The sequence below is a fragment of the Tardiphaga sp. genome, from assembly GCF_044340795.1.
Classification (GTDB): Bacteria; Pseudomonadota; Alphaproteobacteria; order Rhizobiales; family Xanthobacteraceae; genus Tardiphaga.
The window spans coordinates 1-18,569 of record NZ_JBIISY010000117.1 but is presented as its reverse complement, the minus strand read 5'-3'; the positions used below and the strand labels follow the sequence as shown (position 1 = coordinate 18,569).

The 18,569-nt window shown below is 60.9% G+C and carries 20 protein-coding genes; 4 read left to right on the top strand and 16 right to left on the bottom strand.

Annotated elements, in window-relative coordinates; all coding sequences use genetic code 11:
• Both ACIQ17_RS18890 and ACIQ17_RS18885 read left to right on the top strand, forming a co-directional pair.
• Positions 1–1,043: glycosyltransferase family 4 protein (locus ACIQ17_RS18890; protein WP_398470602.1), on the top strand; the 1,043-nt coding region annotated here is incomplete at its 5' end.
• 372 nt (positions 1,044–1,415) lie between these two features.
• Positions 1,416–1,793, top strand: coding sequence for a transposase (locus ACIQ17_RS18885; RefSeq protein ID WP_398470601.1), 378 nt, complete (start codon positions 1,416–1,418; stop codon positions 1,791–1,793).
• Between the two features lie 594 nt (positions 1,794–2,387).
• On the opposite strand, the gene ACIQ17_RS18880 is transcribed toward ACIQ17_RS18885, so the two are convergent.
• The 10 genes from ACIQ17_RS18880 to ACIQ17_RS18835 all read right to left on the bottom strand — a co-directional run bounded on the left by ACIQ17_RS18880 (position 2,388) and on the right by ACIQ17_RS18835 (position 10,828).
• Positions 2,388–2,546: a hypothetical protein gene (locus ACIQ17_RS18880; RefSeq protein ID WP_398470600.1), complete on the bottom strand. Its 159-nt coding sequence runs from the start codon at positions 2,544–2,546 to the stop codon at positions 2,388–2,390.
• 10 nt (positions 2,547–2,556) lie between these two features.
• Complete coding sequence (locus ACIQ17_RS18875) at positions 2,557–4,812, bottom strand: xanthine dehydrogenase family protein molybdopterin-binding subunit (protein WP_398470599.1); 2,256 nt, start codon at positions 4,810–4,812, stop codon at positions 2,557–2,559.
• A gap of 10 nt (positions 4,813–4,822) precedes the next feature.
• Complete coding sequence (locus tag ACIQ17_RS18870; RefSeq protein WP_398470598.1) at positions 4,823–5,833, bottom strand: FAD binding domain-containing protein; 1,011 nt, start codon at positions 5,831–5,833, stop codon at positions 4,823–4,825.
• Positions 5,830–6,339, bottom strand: coding sequence for a (2Fe-2S)-binding protein (locus ACIQ17_RS18865; protein WP_398470597.1), 510 nt, complete (start codon positions 6,337–6,339; stop codon positions 5,830–5,832). The genes ACIQ17_RS18870 and ACIQ17_RS18865 overlap by 4 nt, the downstream gene beginning before the upstream one ends.
• Before the next feature lie 96 nt (positions 6,340–6,435).
• On the bottom strand, positions 6,436–7,296 hold the full coding sequence (locus ACIQ17_RS18860) for an SDR family oxidoreductase (protein WP_398470596.1): 861 nt from the start codon (positions 7,294–7,296) through the stop codon (positions 6,436–6,438).
• A gap of 640 nt (positions 7,297–7,936) precedes the next feature.
• On the bottom strand, positions 7,937–8,155 hold the full coding sequence (locus ACIQ17_RS18855; protein ID WP_398470595.1) for a hypothetical protein: 219 nt from the start codon (positions 8,153–8,155) through the stop codon (positions 7,937–7,939).
• Positions 8,156–8,279: 124 nt separating this feature from the next.
• Entirely contained in the window at positions 8,280–8,525 is a 246-nt protein-coding gene (locus tag ACIQ17_RS18850) for a DUF6894 family protein (protein WP_398470594.1), read from the bottom strand.
• 54 nt (positions 8,526–8,579) lie between these two features.
• Positions 8,580–8,816 (bottom strand): Crp/Fnr family transcriptional regulator, encoded by a 237-nt coding sequence (locus tag ACIQ17_RS18845; RefSeq protein WP_398470603.1) that lies wholly within the window; start codon positions 8,814–8,816, stop codon positions 8,580–8,582.
• A gap of 656 nt (positions 8,817–9,472) precedes the next feature.
• Complete coding sequence (locus tag ACIQ17_RS18840) at positions 9,473–10,171, bottom strand: Crp/Fnr family transcriptional regulator (RefSeq protein ID WP_398470593.1); 699 nt, start codon at positions 10,169–10,171, stop codon at positions 9,473–9,475.
• 444 nt (positions 10,172–10,615) lie between these two features.
• Entirely contained in the window at positions 10,616–10,828 is a 213-nt protein-coding gene (locus tag ACIQ17_RS18835; RefSeq protein ID WP_398470592.1) for a hypothetical protein, read from the bottom strand.
• 201 nt (positions 10,829–11,029) lie between these two features.
• Here ACIQ17_RS18835 and ACIQ17_RS18830 point away from each other — a divergent pair, with 201 nt between their 5' ends.
• A complete protein-coding gene (locus ACIQ17_RS18830; protein ID WP_398470591.1) occupies positions 11,030–11,824 on the top strand; it encodes a lytic transglycosylase domain-containing protein in 795 nt (264 codons plus the stop codon).
• Positions 11,825–11,888: 64 nt separating this feature from the next.
• Here ACIQ17_RS18830 and ACIQ17_RS18825 read toward each other — a convergent pair whose 3' ends face one another.
• Complete coding sequence (locus ACIQ17_RS18825; protein ID WP_398470590.1) at positions 11,889–12,260, bottom strand: YbaN family protein; 372 nt, start codon at positions 12,258–12,260, stop codon at positions 11,889–11,891.
• Positions 12,261–12,515: 255 nt separating this feature from the next.
• Here ACIQ17_RS18825 and ACIQ17_RS18820 point away from each other — a divergent pair, with 255 nt between their 5' ends.
• On the top strand, positions 12,516–12,770 hold the full coding sequence (locus ACIQ17_RS18820; protein ID WP_398470589.1) for a hypothetical protein: 255 nt from the start codon (positions 12,516–12,518) through the stop codon (positions 12,768–12,770).
• Between the two features lie 16 nt (positions 12,771–12,786).
• Here ACIQ17_RS18820 and ACIQ17_RS18815 read toward each other — a convergent pair whose 3' ends face one another.
• The 5 genes from ACIQ17_RS18815 to ACIQ17_RS18795 all read right to left on the bottom strand — a co-directional run.
• Entirely contained in the window at positions 12,787–14,022 is a 1,236-nt protein-coding gene (locus ACIQ17_RS18815) for a TetR/AcrR family transcriptional regulator (protein WP_398470588.1), read from the bottom strand.
• Between the two features lie 39 nt (positions 14,023–14,061).
• On the bottom strand, positions 14,062–15,156 hold the full coding sequence (locus tag ACIQ17_RS18810) for an ABC transporter ATP-binding protein (protein WP_398470587.1): 1,095 nt from the start codon (positions 15,154–15,156) through the stop codon (positions 14,062–14,064).
• A complete protein-coding gene (locus ACIQ17_RS18805; RefSeq protein ID WP_398470586.1) occupies positions 15,137–16,219 on the bottom strand; it encodes an ABC transporter ATP-binding protein in 1,083 nt (360 codons plus the stop codon). The genes ACIQ17_RS18810 and ACIQ17_RS18805 overlap by 20 nt, the downstream gene beginning before the upstream one ends.
• Positions 16,220–16,313: 94 nt before the next feature.
• Positions 16,314–18,032, bottom strand: coding sequence for an ABC transporter substrate-binding protein (locus tag ACIQ17_RS18800; protein WP_398470585.1), 1,719 nt, complete (start codon positions 18,030–18,032; stop codon positions 16,314–16,316).
• A 63-nt stretch (positions 18,033–18,095) separates the two neighbouring features.
• Positions 18,096–18,569: ABC transporter permease (locus tag ACIQ17_RS18795; protein WP_398470584.1), on the bottom strand; the 474-nt coding region annotated here is incomplete at its 5' end.

The window sequence follows — 18,569 nt, the reverse complement described above, 5'->3', positions numbered from 1 at the left end:
CAAGCTTTGCAAGTGAAGCGCTCGCGGTAGAGCGGTCAGACCGACTCGTGGTCCATCGCGTTCCCCTCCCACCACGACGCGGCGGACTTAAAGAACAGATATTTGCTTTCGTTTCATACGTACGAGGCGTCTATAAGATCATCAAAAGGCAGAAATATGATCTAATTATTACCACGTCATCGCGGTTGATGACGGCGGCCTTAGGAGCGACCGTCGCCAAAACCAAACGAACTCCGCTTTATCTCGACATCCGCGATATTTTTGTCGATACCATTGACGGCGTGCTTCCGACATGGCTAACGACGCTAGCGATCGGCCCGCTACGTCTCGTCGAACGAATGACAGTTCAGTCAGCCACTGCCGTCAATTTGGTCTCGGCGGGCTTTCTTGATTACTTCAAGTACCGATATCCAGATCGGCGATATACCTGTCACACCAATGGAATCGACGAAGAATTTTGTCAGCCTCTTCCAGAAGCGCTCAGGCACGGGACCGACCGCCTGATAGCGCTATACGCGGGCAATATAGGAGACGGGCAAGGCTTGCACCTTGTTTTACCCGCGCTTGCCAAAAAGCTCGAAGACCGGCTCACTTTCCGCCTCGTTGGCGACGGAGGCCGGACAAAACTACTACAAAGAGAGTTGCAGAATGCCGGTGTAAAAAATGTAGAACTATTTCCTCCTGTTCAGCGCCAGCAACTCTTACACGAGTATGCTGGTGCTGACCTTCTGTTTCTTCATTTGAACGATATCGAAGCTTTCGAGAAAGTTCTGCCTTCTAAATTGTTCGAATACGGCGCGACAGGCAAGCCGATATGGGCGGGCTTAAGCGGCCATGCAGCCGAATTCGCCAGAATCGAACTTGATAACACCGCGATATTCGAGCCTTGCAATATTGATGATGCTCTCGCAGCATTAAACCAGCTGAGGTTTGAAGTCACAACGCGCACAAATTTCCTTGAGAAGCATGATCGACGGCGCATCATGAAAGAGATGGCCGTGGATGCATTCTCAATCGCTGCACGCAAACTCAGCAAAAGCTAGAACTCACAAATACGTCTCGAACCGATTTCCGGATCGGCTGCATCTTCGGATCCACTGGGCAACGTCGAGAGACGTAGAATGGGTTTATTTGAACAGTTTTCTCGACCGGGTAGCACGGCACAGAAAGGCGGTCTTGTCACGCCAAGGCCGAGCGGTTCGGGACGATGCAGTGGCCGCGACGCCTGCAGTAACGCAGGCAGTCTCTAGTTGTATGTATTGCCATTTACGCCTTTTGCTGGTGAGCCTTCTGAGGTTGTCCGTCCGATCCTCGAAAACCTGGGCCAGCGATCCCAGACTAGCGATCTTTCGCCACTCGAAATCAGGAAAAAGTCGACCATAACTGCACCCGCCTGATGGGCGTGCCTGGTATCGATGATCTCGACTGCGGTCGTCGCAGCGATCGGCAGCGGTGAGGCTTTCAACCGGGGCCGGGATTTTGGCGCCTGGCTTGGGCTTGGGCTGGTGCCGCGACAATACAGCACCGGAGGGCGTTCGATCCTGGGCGGCACCTCCAATCGTGGCAGCCGATACCTACGAACTCTCTTCATCCAGGACACCAAAGTCCTTCTGATGCGCCCCCAGAACGGGGCGAAGTTTAGCTTCGGCGAGTGGCTGACCAATGCCGCACCGAGGATGCATCGCAACAAGCTCGCCGCTACTCTGGCCAATGAGCTCGCCCGCATTGCCTGGAGCAGGCTGTATAACGGAAAGGCCGTCGACACCCACCGACTTGAGGTCGAGGACATCTAGGCCCTCGACCTCCAAATCAGTTCGCGATTGAGAAGCTGCATGGAACGGATCAATCGACGTGCCCGGAGCATGGTGGCGCAAATGGTTACTCGAAAACCTGTCCGCTAATGAGGCCAAAGGCGCGTGCGTATCCCGATCAAGGCCGCGGCCCGCGAGCGGTTCAACAGGCCTGATACATATCAGCGATTTCCGCTATCTAAGCATAATCTCACTTGCGATCAGCAGCCGGTCCATACACTGCGCCAGAAGCGGATGAGCTTCCGCTACGAAAGAAAACCCTTCGTAAATTACATAGAAATTTCAATTACATATGAGTTCGCATCTTTATTCGGGGTGGCGCGCCAGTCATTTCAATCACTTAGATTGAATCTGTTTGATTTTACCCCATCCCGATCGGCAGAGCGTACTGAGGCGAATTCGGAAGCCGTATCGCTGCTACCGTCCAGTTGCGAAACCGCATCCGCGAAGCCCTTGCGACGTTTGGCAAAGCCCGACCGCGATTGGGCGGCGGCAATCCAACCGCTTCCCGAGTGCCATCTGACCTTCAGCCTTCAACCGCGCGCATCACGGCATCGATGGCACGCGTGCGCCACCCTAATGGGTCTTGCTGTCGTTCCACTTCTCGAGGTCGGGCTTTTCCTTCGGATCGAACTGATCCTTCTCGGGCGGCCCCTTCCAGGGTTCATCGGTCTGCTTGGTCGTGCTCCAGTCGGTCTTCTGCCGGGGATCGTCCTTTGGCGTTTCCTTGCTCATACCCGTCTCCTCACGAAAGCAGTGGCGCATTCAGGATCTTGTCGATGGTGATGGGGAAATCACGCACCCGCTTGCCGGTGGCGTGATAGATGGCGTTGGCCACGGCCGCTGCCGCACCCACGATACCGATCTCGCCGAGGCCCTTGACGCCGATCGGACTGACCTTGTCGTCCTTCTCGTCCACGAAGATCACCTCGATATCCGCGATATCGGCATGGGCGGGGATGTGGTACTCGCCGAAATTGGCATTCATGATCTTGCCGAGACGATGATCTGTCATCCCCTCCTCATGCAGGGCCATGCCGATCCCCATCACCACGCCACCGAGAATCTGGCTGCGCGCCGTCTTGGGATTGAGGATTTTTCCTGCTGCAGCGGCGCAGACGACGCGGGTGACGCGGACCACACCGAGGTCTTCGTCCACATGCACCTCCGCAAACACGGCGGAATGGGTGTAGCTGATATATTTCATCATCTGGATCAGGCTGGGGCTGACCTTGCCCTGCTCGGTCAGCTCATGCAGCTCCGCCGCATGCATGATCTCGGCGATGGCGAGACCACGCGCAGGATCATCCTTGCGGAAGATCCGACGGTCACGCACCTCGATCTCCTCTAACCGCGCATCGGCCAGCGGCGAATTCGCCATCTTGCTGGCCAGCTTGAACAGCGATTGCTTGAGTGCATCGCAGGCCGCCTGTACCGCGGAGCCGTTGGACGCCGCCGTCCATGAACCGCCTTCCACCGGCGACATCGGCAGGCTGGAATCGCCGATCTGCGCCTTGACGTCGTCGAGCGGAAGTCCGAATGCCTCGGCACCGATCTGGGTCAGGATCGTCCAGGTGCCGGTGCCGATATCGGATGCGGCGGTCGCCACTTCCAGCGTGCCGTCATCCTTCAACGTCGCGCTGGCCTGCGCCTTCTGCAGGAACGCATCCCACATGCCGGTCGAGACGCCCCAGCCGACCAGCTCGCGGCCGTCCTTCATGTCACGCGGCTTCGGCGCGCGACGCTCCCAGCCGAAGGCTGCGGCACCGGCGCGGTAGCATTCCATCAGCGCCTTCGACGTGAATTCCTTGTTGGTGTTCTCGTCCTTTTCCGCAAAATTGATCCGCCGCAACTCCAGCGGGTCGATGCCCAGCTCATAGGACAGCTCGTCCAGCGCACATTCCAGCGCCGTCACGCCGATCACGGCGCCGGGCGCGCGCATGTCGCAGGGCGTCGCCGTGTCCAGCTTGGCCAGCTGATAGGTCAGCTTGACGTTGTCGCAGTGATACATCATGCCGGACCAGTTCACGACGGCTTCCTGATAGTCCTCGTAATGCGAGGTCGCGGCCACCGCATCATGCATGATCGACTGCAGACGCCCGTCGCGATCCGCAGCCAGTGACACCATCTGATAGGTGTCGGGTCGATAGCCAATATGAAACATCTGGGCGCGTGTGAGCGTGACGCGCACCGAACGCTTCAATTCCAGACTGGCCATGACGGCAAAGAACAGCTGCTGCTGCGGCCGCAGCCCCGAACCGAACGCCCCGCCGACATAGTGATTGACGAGGCGGACATCATCGCTGCCAAGGCCAAACACCGAGGTGACGTAACCCTGCGCGTTTTGCGACCCCTGGGTCTTGTCGTAGATCGTGAGCTTGCCATCGCCCTCATAGACACAGGTGCTGCCGAACATCTCCATGGGATTGTGGTGTTCGGGGTTGACGCGATAGTCACGGCTGATCTTCACCGGCGCGTCGGCAAAAGCCTGTTCGGCGTTGCCGCGCGGATCGGGCGGCGGTGGGATGCCGCTGCGCTTCTTCGGCGGCACATAGGCCTCGCTGCGCTTGCGTTCGAGCTCGGTACAGTGCGGATCGACATCATAGGCGACGCGGATGAGCGAAGCAGCGTCGCGCGCGGCTTCGAATGTTTCGGCCAAGACCAGCGCGACCGGCTGCCCATTGAACAGGATGCGGTCCGAATGCAGCGGGCGAAACGGGTGTCCGGGCGGCGCCACTTCATCGCGCCACTTGCGATCCAGCCAGGCCGCCTTTCCGCGGTTTTCGTGGGTGAAGATTTCCACCACCCCCGGCATCCGCTGCGCGGCAGCGAGATCGATCGACACGATGCGGCCCGCGGCGATGGTGCTGTCGACGATATAACCGTAAAGCAGATCGTCTGCGGGGTATTCGGCCGCATATTGCGCCTGCCCCGTGACTTTCAGACGGCCATCGACGCGGCTGGTCGGGCGTCCTACATGCAACTGTTCAATCGATGACATCGCAAAATCCTTACTGAATCGACTTGTTGGCCTGATCCTGCGGCGTCCCCGCGGCGGCCTGCTCCAGCGCGCGGACGATAGCCCGGTGCGCGAGATCGATCTTGAAATCATTCTCGCCCTGCCCTTTGGCATCGCGCAGGATGCGGGTGGCGACAGCCCCGAAGACACCCGTGCCTGCGGTCTCGCCGCGCAGGGACTGTTCGGCGTCGGAATCACGCCATGGCTTGTGGGCGACGCCGCCCAGCGCGATCCGCGCATCCTTGATGACGCCGTCCTCGATCCGCAGCGCCGCAGCGACCGACACCAAGGCGAATGCATAGGACAGGCGATCGCGGATCTTCAGATAGGTGTGGTGGATACCGAAATCGGGCTCGGGAATCGCGACGGCAGTGATGAGTTCGCCGAGCTTCAACGTGTTGTCGCGCTCCGGCTCGCTACCGGGCAGACGGTGAAAGCCCGAGAACGGAATCGTTCGCCGTCCTTGCGGACCCTCGACCTCGACAGCGGCATCAAGCGCCGCCAGCGCCACACACATGTCGGACGGATGCACGGCAATGCAGGTATCGCTGGCACCGAGAATGGCATGGATGCGGTTCACGCCGCCGATCGCCGAACAACCGCTGCCCGGCGCCCGCTTGTTGCAGGCGGTCGATGGGTCGTAGAAGTAATAGCAACGTGTCCGCTGCAACAGATTGCCGCCGGTGGTCGCCGCATTGCGAAGCTGCGGCGACGCGCCGGCCAGGATGGCGCTCGACAGCAACGGCCAGCGTTCGCGGATATCGGGGTGCCAGGCGAGTTCGGAATTGCTGACCAGCGCGCCAACATGCAGCTCACCGTCCGCGATCTCGATCGACTTCAGCGGAAGCCGGTTGATATCGACAACGCGCTCAGGCGCCGCGACGTTGTACTTCATCAGATCGACGAGATTGGTGCCGCCGGCCAGCGCGCGGGCGCCTGGACTGTTCAATGCGGCGATGGCATCGGCCACGGTATCGGGCCGCACGTAATCGTACCGGTTCATTCCGCGGCCTCCTTCATGGCAAGGCGCGGCTGCAGCACGTCCTCGATCGCATCGGCGATATTGGTGTAGGCGCCGCAACGACACAGATTGCCGCTCATATGCTCGCGGATGTCAGCCCGCGTCTGCGTGTGGCCTTCGGCCAGCAGACCGGCGGCAGAACAGATCTGCCCCGGCGTGCAGTAGCCGCACTGGAACGCGTCGCGCTCGATGAACGCGGCCTGCAAGGGATGCAGCTTACCATCCTGCGCCAGACCTTCGATCGTGGTAATCTCGGCCCCATCGCGCGACACCGCCAGCGCCAGGCACGAATTGATGCGCTGACCATCGACCAGCACGGTACAGGCGCCGCATTGGCCTTGATCGCAACCTTTCTTGGTGCCGGTGAGCGCCAGCTGCTCGCGCAGCAGATCGAGCAACGTCACCCATGGCTCGATCTCGAGCCTGTGATCTCTGCCATTGATGGTCAGGGATATCGGAATTTTTCGATGGTCTGTGATCTGATCCACGGGCGCCTCGCTTTGCGTTCGCCCCTAGAACCGTTTTAATCGTGCGGTGTTCCTCTGCAAAAGAGCAACGACATCCGCGGGTGCGGACGAGCCCGATCAGATGAATGGCTTGCCGCCTGTCACCGCGATCGTCGCACCGGACACATAGCTCGATCGCGGATCGGCCAGCATCACATAGGCGGTGGCCAGTTCTGCGGGCTGTCCGGGCCGCTTCATCGGCGTCTGCATGCCAAAATTCTTGATGGCATCATCCGGCATCGTGGATGGGATCAGAGGTGTCCAGATTGGGCCGGGCGCGACCGCATTGGCCCTGATGCCCTTGCCTGCCAGCATCTGGGCCAGCCCGCCCGTGAAATTCTGGATCGCGCCTTTCGTCGTCGCATAAGCCAGCAACATCGGATTGGGCATGTCGGAATTCACGGAGGCGGTGTTGATGATCGCGCCGGTCCCGCGCTTCATGTACGGCACCGCAGCCTTCGTCAGATAGAACATCGCATGAATGTTGGTCCGGAAGGTCAGATCCCATTCATCATCGCTGATGTCGGAGATGTCCTTGAAGGTCGCCTGGTGCGCAGCATTGTTGACGAGGATATCGATGCGACCGAGTTTGCTGACGGCCGTGTCGACAATCCGGCGGCAATGCGCGGGATCCGTGATATCGCCCGGAACCAGCACTGCTTCGCGGCCGGCCGCCTCGATCAGCGCCTTGACCTCTGCTGCATCCTCGTGCTCGTCGAGATAGGAGGCCACGATATCGGCGCCCTCCCGCGCATAGGCGATGGCGACCGCGCGCCCGATTCCGCTGTCGGCGCCGGTGATCAAGGCCTTCAGCCCCTGCAGCCGCCCCGCGCCCTTGTAGCTCTCCTCACCGTGATCCGGTCGGGGCGTCATGGCATCGGTCGTCCCGGGCATCGGTTGACGCTGCTGGGCAAACGGCGGCGAAGGATAGTTGCTCATTCTCAGTCTCCCGAATAGTCGGGCGTAGAATGAATGGGACTGCGCGTTGTTCCGGGGCGAGGAATGCAGGGATGCGATGAGCTTTTCTGTCCACTACTCCTTCGGCTTGCGCAGTATCGCACCACCCCTGCGGATGATGTAATCCGCGTCGACCTTGCATTTTTCGCAGTGGAAGCGGCGGACTTCCTCACCCTCGAGATGACGAATGGAAACAAGTCGGCGACGGTCGGCACATTCGGGACACGAAACAAGGCTTTCAGACATTTCCTCTCACCGTTCTTGATGCAACTACGCTTTGCACTATCGGATGAGAGTGATTTGTCGTCTGTCCGCTAACGCGCAAAGGTGACAAGTTGCTTCATGGTTGCGGCAAAATATCCACGACAGGATTTCGCTCGCCACCTAGTGATCGGCCGGACGGCGATCACCGGCGGTAAATCCGTCCGCGACCCGAACCCTTGCAGCGTCCGGGCCGTTTCGCTCAAGCCATCGCAGGCCGATCGCCAGCTGCCGCAAACCGTTGCGGTCGGGCGACCCGACCGGCAATGCCCGCGCCCGACAAAGCGCGTCCGTGGCCTGCGCGCGAAGAGTCGAATTTGCCTCAATGACTGACATCGAGCTGTCCTCTCCCGGACTGAAATCAGTGAGCGGCCTCCTGCGCAAGCGCGCGGATGGCAGCTTTCAATTCCCTTGTCCCCGCGAGCGCAATGCCGTGCCGCCTGGCAACCTTGGCAACCGATGTAGTCCTGCGGTTCAACGCCGCTGCAGCGCGCATCAGCGACGCGCCCTGGTCGGAGAGCTTCCGAAGCCGGATGATATCGTCTTCTGTCCAACTACGATTGGTGACGCGACCGGCCATGTTGCTTCTCCTCTTTTGACAAAATGCTAGGACCGCCGGCGTCTTTTGTCTGACCGGTAGCCGACATAGGGGGATTGATGTCCGCCGCCTCACCTTATGGCAGCGTGCGATGTCTCAGCTCACGTCAACGGAGCTGCTGCGGAACGAAATCCTGCGCCTGAACCGTACGAATTTCGACGCCGGTCTGGTCGTAAATCGTGATCCTTCGGGGTACCGGCGCCTGTTCATCCCGGATAGCGGCAGCCAGAAGTTCACGCATCCCTTCTGCCGCCTCGGCAGCGGCTGCATCGGCATCGTCAAACACCGCGCCTTCCTCGTCTCGTATCGGCTCCCGATCAAAATGCTCAGTATGCAGAAAATAGTGAGGCATATCGGTCTCCGAACTGCCGTATCGGCAGACATACGCCCGAAATCTGGACAGGTTTCATGACGCTCGGCCAGCGATCAGATTGTAGTGCTCGGCAAGATCCTGATGGCACTCACAGCTCGCCTGCCGGATGCTTTCGCGATCCTTGATGCGGATCTTGCCGCGGTGATATTCAATCAGGCCGGACCGCTGCAATTCCTGCGCGATGGCGCTGACACTGGTTCGACGCACGCCCATCATCTGCGCGAGGAATTCCTGTGTAAGCGGAAGATCGTCGCCCGCAAGGGCCTGCATTCGCGCCAGCCATTTGCACGTGCGCTCGCGAATCTGATGCACGGCATTGCAAGCAGCGGTCTGCTGCGCCTGCGCGAGGATGAAAAGCTCATACCCGACGAGCGCCTTCCGCAATCCCGGAAGCTCCAAAGCGAGATCGCGCAGTTTCTTGATCTCGATCGTCGAGGCATCGCCCGGGACCTGAACGGTCACGCGGTTCAGGGAGATCTGGTCATTCAAAGCTGGGCCTGCACCGAAACACCCGTCGCGACCGACAACGCCCGTCTCGATAGCTCCGCCGCCCGGAAGTTCGACGACGAGCGAGAGAATCCCTGCATGTGGAAACAGAACCCGATGAATCGTTTCATGGGTCTCGACAAGCGTCTGGCCGCGCTCCATCAGCGAAACGGACAGGTGCGGCTCAACAGCGGAAAAGTCTTGATCTGACAGGCGCGCCAAAAGGACGTTCGGGTGCGTCTGCATAAGTAGCTCCCTTCCGTTCGGGGAGGCGGGAGCGCAAAAGGCGTTCTCATCACCGATGAATACCAAGGGCCTTGCGGTGACGACGGTAGTTTACCCCCGCAGGATCGCAGTTACGAGCCGAATATTTTCACTTTGCGATCGAACTTTCCCGCCATGGCGTGAAGCTGCACATGGCGGGACGGGAACATTGTCGATCATCGCTCGCGGTGGCGCAGCCATCGATAGTTGCGAGCGACATTGGCGTGGCATTCGCAAGCGAGCGCGCTGATCTTGCTCAGATCGATGATCCTGACATGACCGCGGCTGAGCGTGATCGCGCCGCTGTTCTGCAAGACCCTGGCAGCATCGGTGACGCTGGTACGCCGAATGCCCATCATCTGGGACAGGCTTTCCTGCGTGATCGCGATTTCGTCCCCGACCAGATCATACATGCGAAGCAACCAGCGGCATGTCCGCGCGAGCACCGTGTGGACCGCATTGCATGCGGCGGTCTGCTGCACCTCGGCGAGATGGAACTGTTCATAGGTCATGAGCTGCCGTCGAAACCCGACGTGCCGCTCGGCAAAGTCGGAAAAAATCCGCGTATCGAAGACAGTCGCTTCGCCGCCGACCTGCACGACCGCGTCATTGAACGCCCGCCTGCCATCGAGAGACAGTGCTGCGCCGAACGCGCCATCGCGACCGATCATGGCAGTCTCGATGACCCCGCCGCCCGTCAAGGCGACGACGCATGAAATAATGCCGGAATGTGGGAAATAGACCCGATCAATCTCGACGCGAGTCTCGGCGATGACCTCGCCGCTTGTGAGCTTTACAACGCTGCCATGCGGCAGCAATTCATCAAAAACAACCGCGTCCATCTGCCCCAGCAGAAAATTCTCGTGCGCCCTCATCAACCCCTCTGATCTTCAGGGAGCGCGCCTGTGATGCTGTTCGGCCGGTGTCGGCCGCCTCTTGCCCCTTACGATTCAGAATCGATACCCTGCGTACAGGAATCCTGTCTGCTCGGTATCTGACATTTGCGGACAAAAGCGCGTTGGGAGGGAATGCCGGACAGTAATGCAGGAAAAAACGAGTCCGCTAGTCCGACCTCGTCCGGTCATCCAGTGACACGTAGACTCTCACCAGCAGGATCGCGAGCATCGCTGGCAACAAGAGGAAACAAAGCGCGCCCCATATCGCGAACAGAAACACTGACACATCGAGCCCCTCCCCACCGCTGCACGATCTCACGCCACAATTGCGATTGGGCGTAGAACTGCATCAGCACGGTGAATGGGCTGATCGATCAGGCTTTGTCCGTTAGCGTACAGTCGGCAGACAAAACAGCGCCGGCGCTATTTGGGCGCGGGAGACTTGCCGAGGTCCTTCTCATGCAACGGAGCCTCGCTTGGCTTGACCTGCCCGCTCTGTTGCTCCTTCGAATCCTGTGCGTGTTGGGTGTTCATGCCAATGAAGGTGACCACGATGATCAGGGCGACGATGATCCCGGCGATAACCGCAAACTTGCCCGCCCCTTTTGGCGGCGGTGTGGGATTCGGATTCGGCATAGAACCTCTCATTCGCTGGGCAGTACCATGCGAACCCCGCAAAGCACGCCAAGTTCCCGCCAGGAAACCGCAACGGCACCGTACCGCGACGGCTGACGCTGGCAGCTCGACATCTCGAACCGACGGCGCGCTCCATCCGACGCCTTGTGAAAACGTTAAGACATTCGCCATACCACTGCGTCGTCTACGCTCCCGGACAATATGGCGAAATCATCCAGGCGCTTTGCCTCTCATCTTCACCGCTGGCGTCGCTGTGGAACCTGGGCCCGGCAAAAGATCGCCAGCCTGCCGCCATCGCTTCGGATTGCCGGGCTCGTCGTGGTCGCACTGGCCGCGATCGTGGCCATCAACCTGATCGTTCAGGTGGTCCGCAAGCCGACCGAGCTGTTCTTCTTCGTTGGCCGTGGACTGAGCAAACAACCCGCCGAGACGTGGCGCCATTACGGCCCCCTGTTTCGCACCTTTGCGACCCGCTCGATCTCGCCGGAATTATTGGCAGCGCTGGCCCAGGTCGAGAGCTCGGGCAATCCGGTGGAACGGACCTATTGGCGCTGGCGGTTCAGCTTCAATCCTTTCAAGGTCTATCAACCCGCATCCAGCGCCGTCGGCCTCTTTCAAATGACCGACCCGGCCTATTCGGAGATCGCGCGCTACTGCGTACGGGCGAACACAGTGGCGAATACGGGCTGTGGCTTTGGCCCCTATTTCCGTGTCCTTCCCAGCCATGCCGTGGAACTGGCATCGATCTATCTGGACCGGAACGTGGCGAGCGTGCTGAGCCGGGCAGGCAACGTTTCGCCGACCACGCAGCAACGACAAGATCTCGCCGCCTTCATCCATCTTTGCGGCGGAGGACCCGCGACCGCCTATGCCCGCCGTCGCTTTCAGATGACTGCGAATGAACGCTGCGGGGATCACCTCGTCGCAGCATACATATCCAAGGTGAACATGATGAAGCGCCAGTTTCAGCGCCTCGCGGCGACCCAGGGCAGTTAGCATTCAGCGCGGAAGCCGCCGAGCTCAAGGTCGCAAGACAGGACAGCGCCGAAGCGCGCCATCATCAACCGATGACCGTCGGCTCTGGCCGTGACACGACATAGATCGCCGAGCCGAGCAAAAAGACGCCGACCACCGAGGCGAGCATCCAGCCCGGCCGGACCTGCATCCAGAACAGCGCATAGCCAATGCTCATCCCGGTCACCGCCATCCATTTGGCGCGGCGGGGAATGGCGCCCTCCTCGCGCCAGCGGCGCAGGCTCGGCCCGAAGCGCGGGTGATTGAGCATCCAGGCCTCGAGACGCGGAGATGACTTGCCGAAGCACCACGCGGCGAGGATCAGGAAGATCGTGGTCGGCAAGAGAGGCGTCACGATCCCGATGATGCCGAGCATCAGCATCACACCGCCGGCGCAAGCGAATGCGAGCCTTTTCATGCCGCTCTTCTTTCCCGGGAACGGGCCACGTTAGAACCAAACAAATCTCGGCCGGACAGCATGCAGCCATTGCGGCACGGCGGCTTTGCGTACCAACTTCCTCGCACCGTTTCAATATCAGCCGATCATCGGCAACCCCGGTGCGAAGCTCGGACGCCTAGCATTGCCCCCGCGGGACAACGCTTCCGCATTGGCGGCACGCCGCCTTCCGTTCAACGGCTTCCGCCTGAGAGCCATTCTTGCTAGAGCTTGCCGATGACGACTTTCATTTTCCGGCTCGCTCGCGATGCCTCGCAGCAAGAGATCGCACGCGTCCATGACGAACTGAGCGACCGGTTTCCGCAGCACCGGTTTGTCGGCAATGGCGACGGGCTCAGCGAAGTGGAATTCGACATCATGGTCATCAGCGATCCTGCACCTGCAGGCCGCCGACCGGCCGTTCTGACAGACCCTGCCGAGATCGATCTGGTCAAGCACGCGTTCTTTTCGATGCTCGACGGCTGGGGTTGACCTCCCGATCGCCGCGTCAGGCGCGACGCGGCGCAGCCGGGCACAGGACGCCCATGAAGAGTGGCCGCGCATAAAGATCCGTCACGTTTCCGATCGTCGCTTCCGGTGCCCACCGCTTGATCGAGGCCGATGCATTGATCATGCCGCTGATCATCTGTGCCGCGATCGCCGGATCAACCATGCGCACCGATCCATCCACCATGCCATCGACGACCACACTGGCAAAATGCTCGGACAGCCGATTGAGAGTCTGGATGGTCTGTTCGGCAGTCGCCTCCGGCAGGCCGCTGCGCGCGGTGATGCGAAGCAGCGGACCATCACCGGAGAGCTGATATTTCACCAGCGCGGCAGCGGCCGCGCTGAGCTTCTGCCAACCCGAACCACAGTGCTCCGCGGCCGACTGGGCGCGGCGGATCACGTCGAAAGACCGGCTGAAACAGGCGACGATCAGATCGTCCTTGTTGTCGTTGTGATGATAGAATGAGCCCTTGGTGACCTTGAGCGCGGCGGAGATGCGCTCGACCGATGCGCCGCGAAAGCCCTGCTCGTTGATCAGTCGCGTTGCCACGCGCAGGAACGCATCCGGCGACACATCCTCTCCTGACACAGCCGTCGTCAAATCCGGCAATACGGGCGGCGCCCATTTCGCACTTTGCCCGCCAAGCCCATGCAGGAAGATATCGCTGGCGTGCCGCGCAGCCCTTGCGTAACCGCCGACCTCGTAGCGCTTGATCCAGACCCGCGTCCATTGGGTCACGGCAAACAGCATATGCGCCCGCGCATTGCGATCCGAACGGTTGAGCCCCAGCTTGCTATCGGAGCCGATCAGGCCGCGCACCCGGCGAAACATCTGTGCATAGACGGTCGCCACATCGGGGCGCGTCGCGCTCAGCGTATTTACTTCGGAGAAATTGATGAATTCCGGTCGGGCGCCCGTCTCGACATCGGCCAGCAGGCGGAAATAACCGGTGACGAAGGCGGCAATACGCGCCTCCGGCGTCCTTGCTTTGTCCGCGTCGGCCAGCAGCGCATCGAATACATCGACAGATCGCAGCACGCAGGCCAGCGCAAGGTCTTCCTTCTTCCGATAGTAATAGGTGACGCTGTTGGTGGCGAGCCCGACGCTCGTGGCCACATCCGACAAGGTCGTGCTGCGAATGCCCCGCCGGTTGAACAGACGGGCCGCCGCGTCGAGGATCGCTTCGCGCTTCTCAAGAAATCGACGGGTTTGGCCCTCGTCGATGGTCGGCATGTCACTCATGGAATACGGGACGACCCAGCTTGGAGACGATCAGGCGATGGCAGGAACGTGCATCTCGGCAGCACCACTGCTACCCGGCGAAGTTTGCCGCAAGCTGCCGCGATCGTCATCGGCGATCGACGGATCGTGCAGATGGCAGGCCACGGCACGTCCATCGGCCATGTCGCGCAGCGGCGGATCGGCTTCGGCGCAGACTTTCATAGCCATCGGGCAACGTGGGTGAAAACGGCAGCCCGATGGGGGATTCACCACGCTCGGCGGTTCGCCGAGGATGACCTGCTGCGGCCGCAAGGCTTCTGCCGACGGGCTCGGAATCGGCACGGCCGCCAGCAAGCCCTGCGTATAGGGATGCAGCGGCGCCTTGTAGAGCTCGTTGCGCGGCGCGACCTCGACGATGCGGCCGAGATACATCACCGCGATGCGATGGCTGACATGGCGCACCACCGCGAGGTCATGTGCGATGAACAGATAGGACAGGCCGAGCCGTTCCTGCAGCTCCTGGAACAGGTTGACCACCTGGGCCTGGATCGAGACGTCGAGCGCGGAAACCGGCTCGTCGCAGATCACCAGCGCCGGATTCAGCGCCACGGCACGCGCGATTGAAATGCGCTGCCGCTGCCCGCCGGAGAATTCATGCGGATAGCGTTCGGCCATGTCGGGCCGCAGCCCCACCAGCCGCAGCAATTCCTGAATCCGCGCGCGATAGACGTCGCGTTCGGTATCGACATTGTGGACGATCAGCGGTTCACCGATGATATCGCCGACCTTCATGCGCGGGTTCAACGAGCCATAGGGGTCCTGATACACCATCTGCACCCGGCGCCGGATTTTTCGCATGGCGGCAGCGCTGTGGTTCGCGATGTCCTCACCTTCGAACTCCACCTTGCCTTCGGTGATCGGCGTCATGCGCAGCACCGCGAGGCCGGTGGTGGATTTGCCGCAGCCGGACTCCCCGACAAGGCCCAGCGTTTCACCCTTGCGCACCTCGAACGACACGCCATCCACCGCGCGGACGCTGCCGACCTGCTTGCGGACGACCACACCCTTGTATTGCGGAAAGTGAACCTTGAGGCCGCTGACCTTGAGGATCGGCTCGCCGTCGACGTCAGACTCTGGCATCGGCATGTGCGCCTCCCTTGATATCGGCGAAGCACGCCCGGAAATGCTGTCCATCGATATGTTCGAGTTCTGGTGCTTCCTGCCGGCAGCGATCGTGGAGATAGCGGCAGCGGGTCTGGAATGCGCAGCCCTTCGGCAGCGCCGCGAGATCCGGCGGCTGCCCTTCGATCGGCACCAGACGCTGCTGGGTATCCTGATCCAGCCGCGGGATCGAGGCCATCAGGCCGAGCGTGTAGGGATGGCTCGGATGGTCATAGATTTCGTGCGCGGTGCCGCTCTCCACGATGCGGCCGGCATACATGACGCAGACGCGGTCGGCATAGCGCGCGACGACGCCGAGATCATGGGTGATGAGGACGAGCGCCGCCTTGGTCTCGCGCGTCAGGTCTTTAAGCAGAGAGAGGATCTGCGCCTGCACGGTGACGTCGAGTGCGGTGGTCGGCTCGTCGGCCACGATCAGCTTCGGCTTGCAGGCCAGCGCCATGGCGATCATCGCGCGCTGGCGCATGCCGCCGGAGAACTGGTGCGGATAGGCAGACACGCGGCTCGCCGCATCGGGAATACGGACGCGCTTCAACAAATCGCCGGCCTTGGCGAGCGCCTTCTTCCAGCTCAGGCCGTGATGCAGCTGCATCGGTTCGGCAATCTGCAGGCCGACCGTCAGCGATGGGTTGAGCGACGACATCGGCTCCTGAAAGATCATCGCGATCTCGTTGCCGCGGATCGCACGGATTTCCTTGTCGAACATCTTTAATAGATCGCGGCCGTCGAACAGGATTTCGCCGGACTTCACCCGGCTCGGCGGCGACGGGATGAGCTGCAGCAGCGACAGCGCGGTCACGCTCTTGCCGGAGCCGCTTTCGCCGACGATCGCCAGCGTCTCGCCGGGAAACACGGCGAAGGATACCTTGTCCACGGCACGCAATGCGCCGCGACCGACGCCGAATTCGACGGCGAGATCGCGCACTTCCAGCAGCGGGCGCGCATCCGGCGCGACGTTGCTGCGCGCATCGCCGACGGGCTCTGCCTTTGCCGTGACATCGTTGGGATCGAGGAGGAGCTCGGTCATTCGCGTCTCCGCTATCGTGGCGGCCGGGATGAGGGCCCTCGCCCCGATGACGCATGGCTTGCGGTCACCGGGGCGCGGAGCATGGATGCGGGCGTCAGAAGCCCATCTTCTTCTTCATCTCCTGGTCGATCCAGATGCGGGCATAGATCGGGCCAGGACGCACGGCACCGGCACGCAGCTCGCCGCCATAGTTCTTCACCCACGGCCACCAGGCCGAGTAGATGTAGGGCGTCGGCAGCCAGATATACGGAGCCTTGTCGAGGATCTCGACGGTCATCTCCTTCAGCATGGTCTTGCGCTTGGCTTCGTCACGCTCCTGATAGGCCGCGTCCATCTTCTTGTCGAAAGCCGGATCGGCATATTGCGACGGATTCCAGGTCTGGCCGGTGACGAAGCTCTTGCGGATCGTCGTGGTCGGATTGGTGTGACCGTTATTCATCATGTAGCCGGCCGCATTGGTCTTCGAGGTCATGGCCGACAGGAACGCGCCATACTCCATCGGCTGGATCTCGATCTTGACGCCGACCTGCTCCAGATAGGCACCGATCAGCGGCAGCAGATCGAGATGATCGGTCTGGCAGGTGCAGACCTGCACCTTGAAGCTGAAGCCTTTCGGCACGCCGGCTTCCGCCAGGAGCTTCTTTGCCTTGTCGGGATTGTAGGTGAACAGCTCCTTCACCGAGTCCGGCATCTTGTCGAGCGGCTCGTAATAGCCGTCATAGTCGGGATGCTGCGGATAGGAGAACAGCTCGGCATGGCCGTTATAATAGGCCTTGACGATCTCCTGCTTGTTGACCGCGAGATTGAGCGCACGGCGCACGCGAATATCGTCGAACGGCTTGGTGTCGACACGCATGGCCAGGAACTGGCCGTTCATCGACAGCCATTTCGACCATTTGAGCTGCGGCACGCTCTTCTTCAGCTCTTCCATGTCGGTCCAGCGCACCAGCTCGGCGATATCGAGCTTGCCGGTGCGCAACGCTGTGGTCACCGTCGCTTCGTCCTTGATGTTGCGATAGACGACCTTGTCGACGAAAGGCAGCTTGAATTCCTCGCCGCCGATCTTTTCCTTGTCCCAATAGATCGGATTCTTCGAATAGGTGTTCTGGTTGCCCTGGACGTGATCGGTGAGCAGGAACGGACCGGTGCCGTTCAGGTTCTTCCAGTTGTTGGCGCCGGCATCGGCGACTTCCTTGGGATAGATGCCGGAATAGTAACCCCAGCCAAAGCGGTAATCCCACTCGGCATTGTAATTCTTCATCGTGAAGACGACCGTATGCTTGTCGGTCGCTTCCACCTTCTCGATGTGATCGAAATAGGTCGCGATCTTCTTCGGGCTCTTGTCGAGCCGCGTATAGCTGAACACCACGTCATCGGCGACCAGTTCGCGCGACGCCATCACGCCGGGCTTCTCCGGGAACATGACGCCCTTGCGCAGCTTCACTTCCATGCGCAGTGGGTTCTCCTTCATCTCCCAGCTCTCGGCGAGTTCGCCGCGCATGGCATCGGTGGGAATCCACGCATCCGCGTAGAACGGATATTTGCCACCCAGGCGCTTGGACTTGGAGAGATCCGCCGAGAACAGGTGCTCGTAGAACTGCCCGGTGTCGTGATTGATCTTCCAGTTCCAGTCGGCGGGATCCCATGTCAGCACGTTCAGCGCGCGATTGACGGTCGCGACCTGAAGCGTGCCGCCATATTGCGGTTTCTCGTCGGCTTGCGCTGCCGACGAGACGCCGCATGCGAGTGCGGCCGTCATCGCGGTCGCGAGCAGTCGCGCCTTCAATGTGTGCTTCACCGGACTTCCCCTCATCGTCATCTCCCTTGTGATGATCACCGCGACCTTTCCGGTCGTCGGTGCCGTAGCTTTCCGAATTCAGCGCGAGCCGCGCATCCGCGGGTCGAGCAGATCCCGCAATGCGTCGCCGAACACATTGGTGGCATAGACCACGACCGTCAGGCACAGGCCCGGCGCCAATGCGAGCCATGGGCCCTGCAGCATGTAGGTGCGGCCGCTACCCGACAGCATGCCGCCCCAGGTCGGCGCAGGCGGCGGCACGCCGAGACCGAGAAAGGACAGGCCGGATTCCGCGAGGATCACGAAGCCGACGCGCGTCGTGAACAGGATGATGATCGGCGGCATCACATTCGGCAGGATGTGGCGGATCAGGATGCGCGGCAGCGTAGCGCCCATCGACTGCGCCGCATTCACATACATGTTCTCGCGCACCGAGATGGTGGCGCCACGAATGATGCGGGATCCATTGATGCCGAGCAGCAGGCCGAGAATGCAGATGATCGGCACGAGACCGGGACCGACCACTGACACGACGACGATCAGCACCACAAG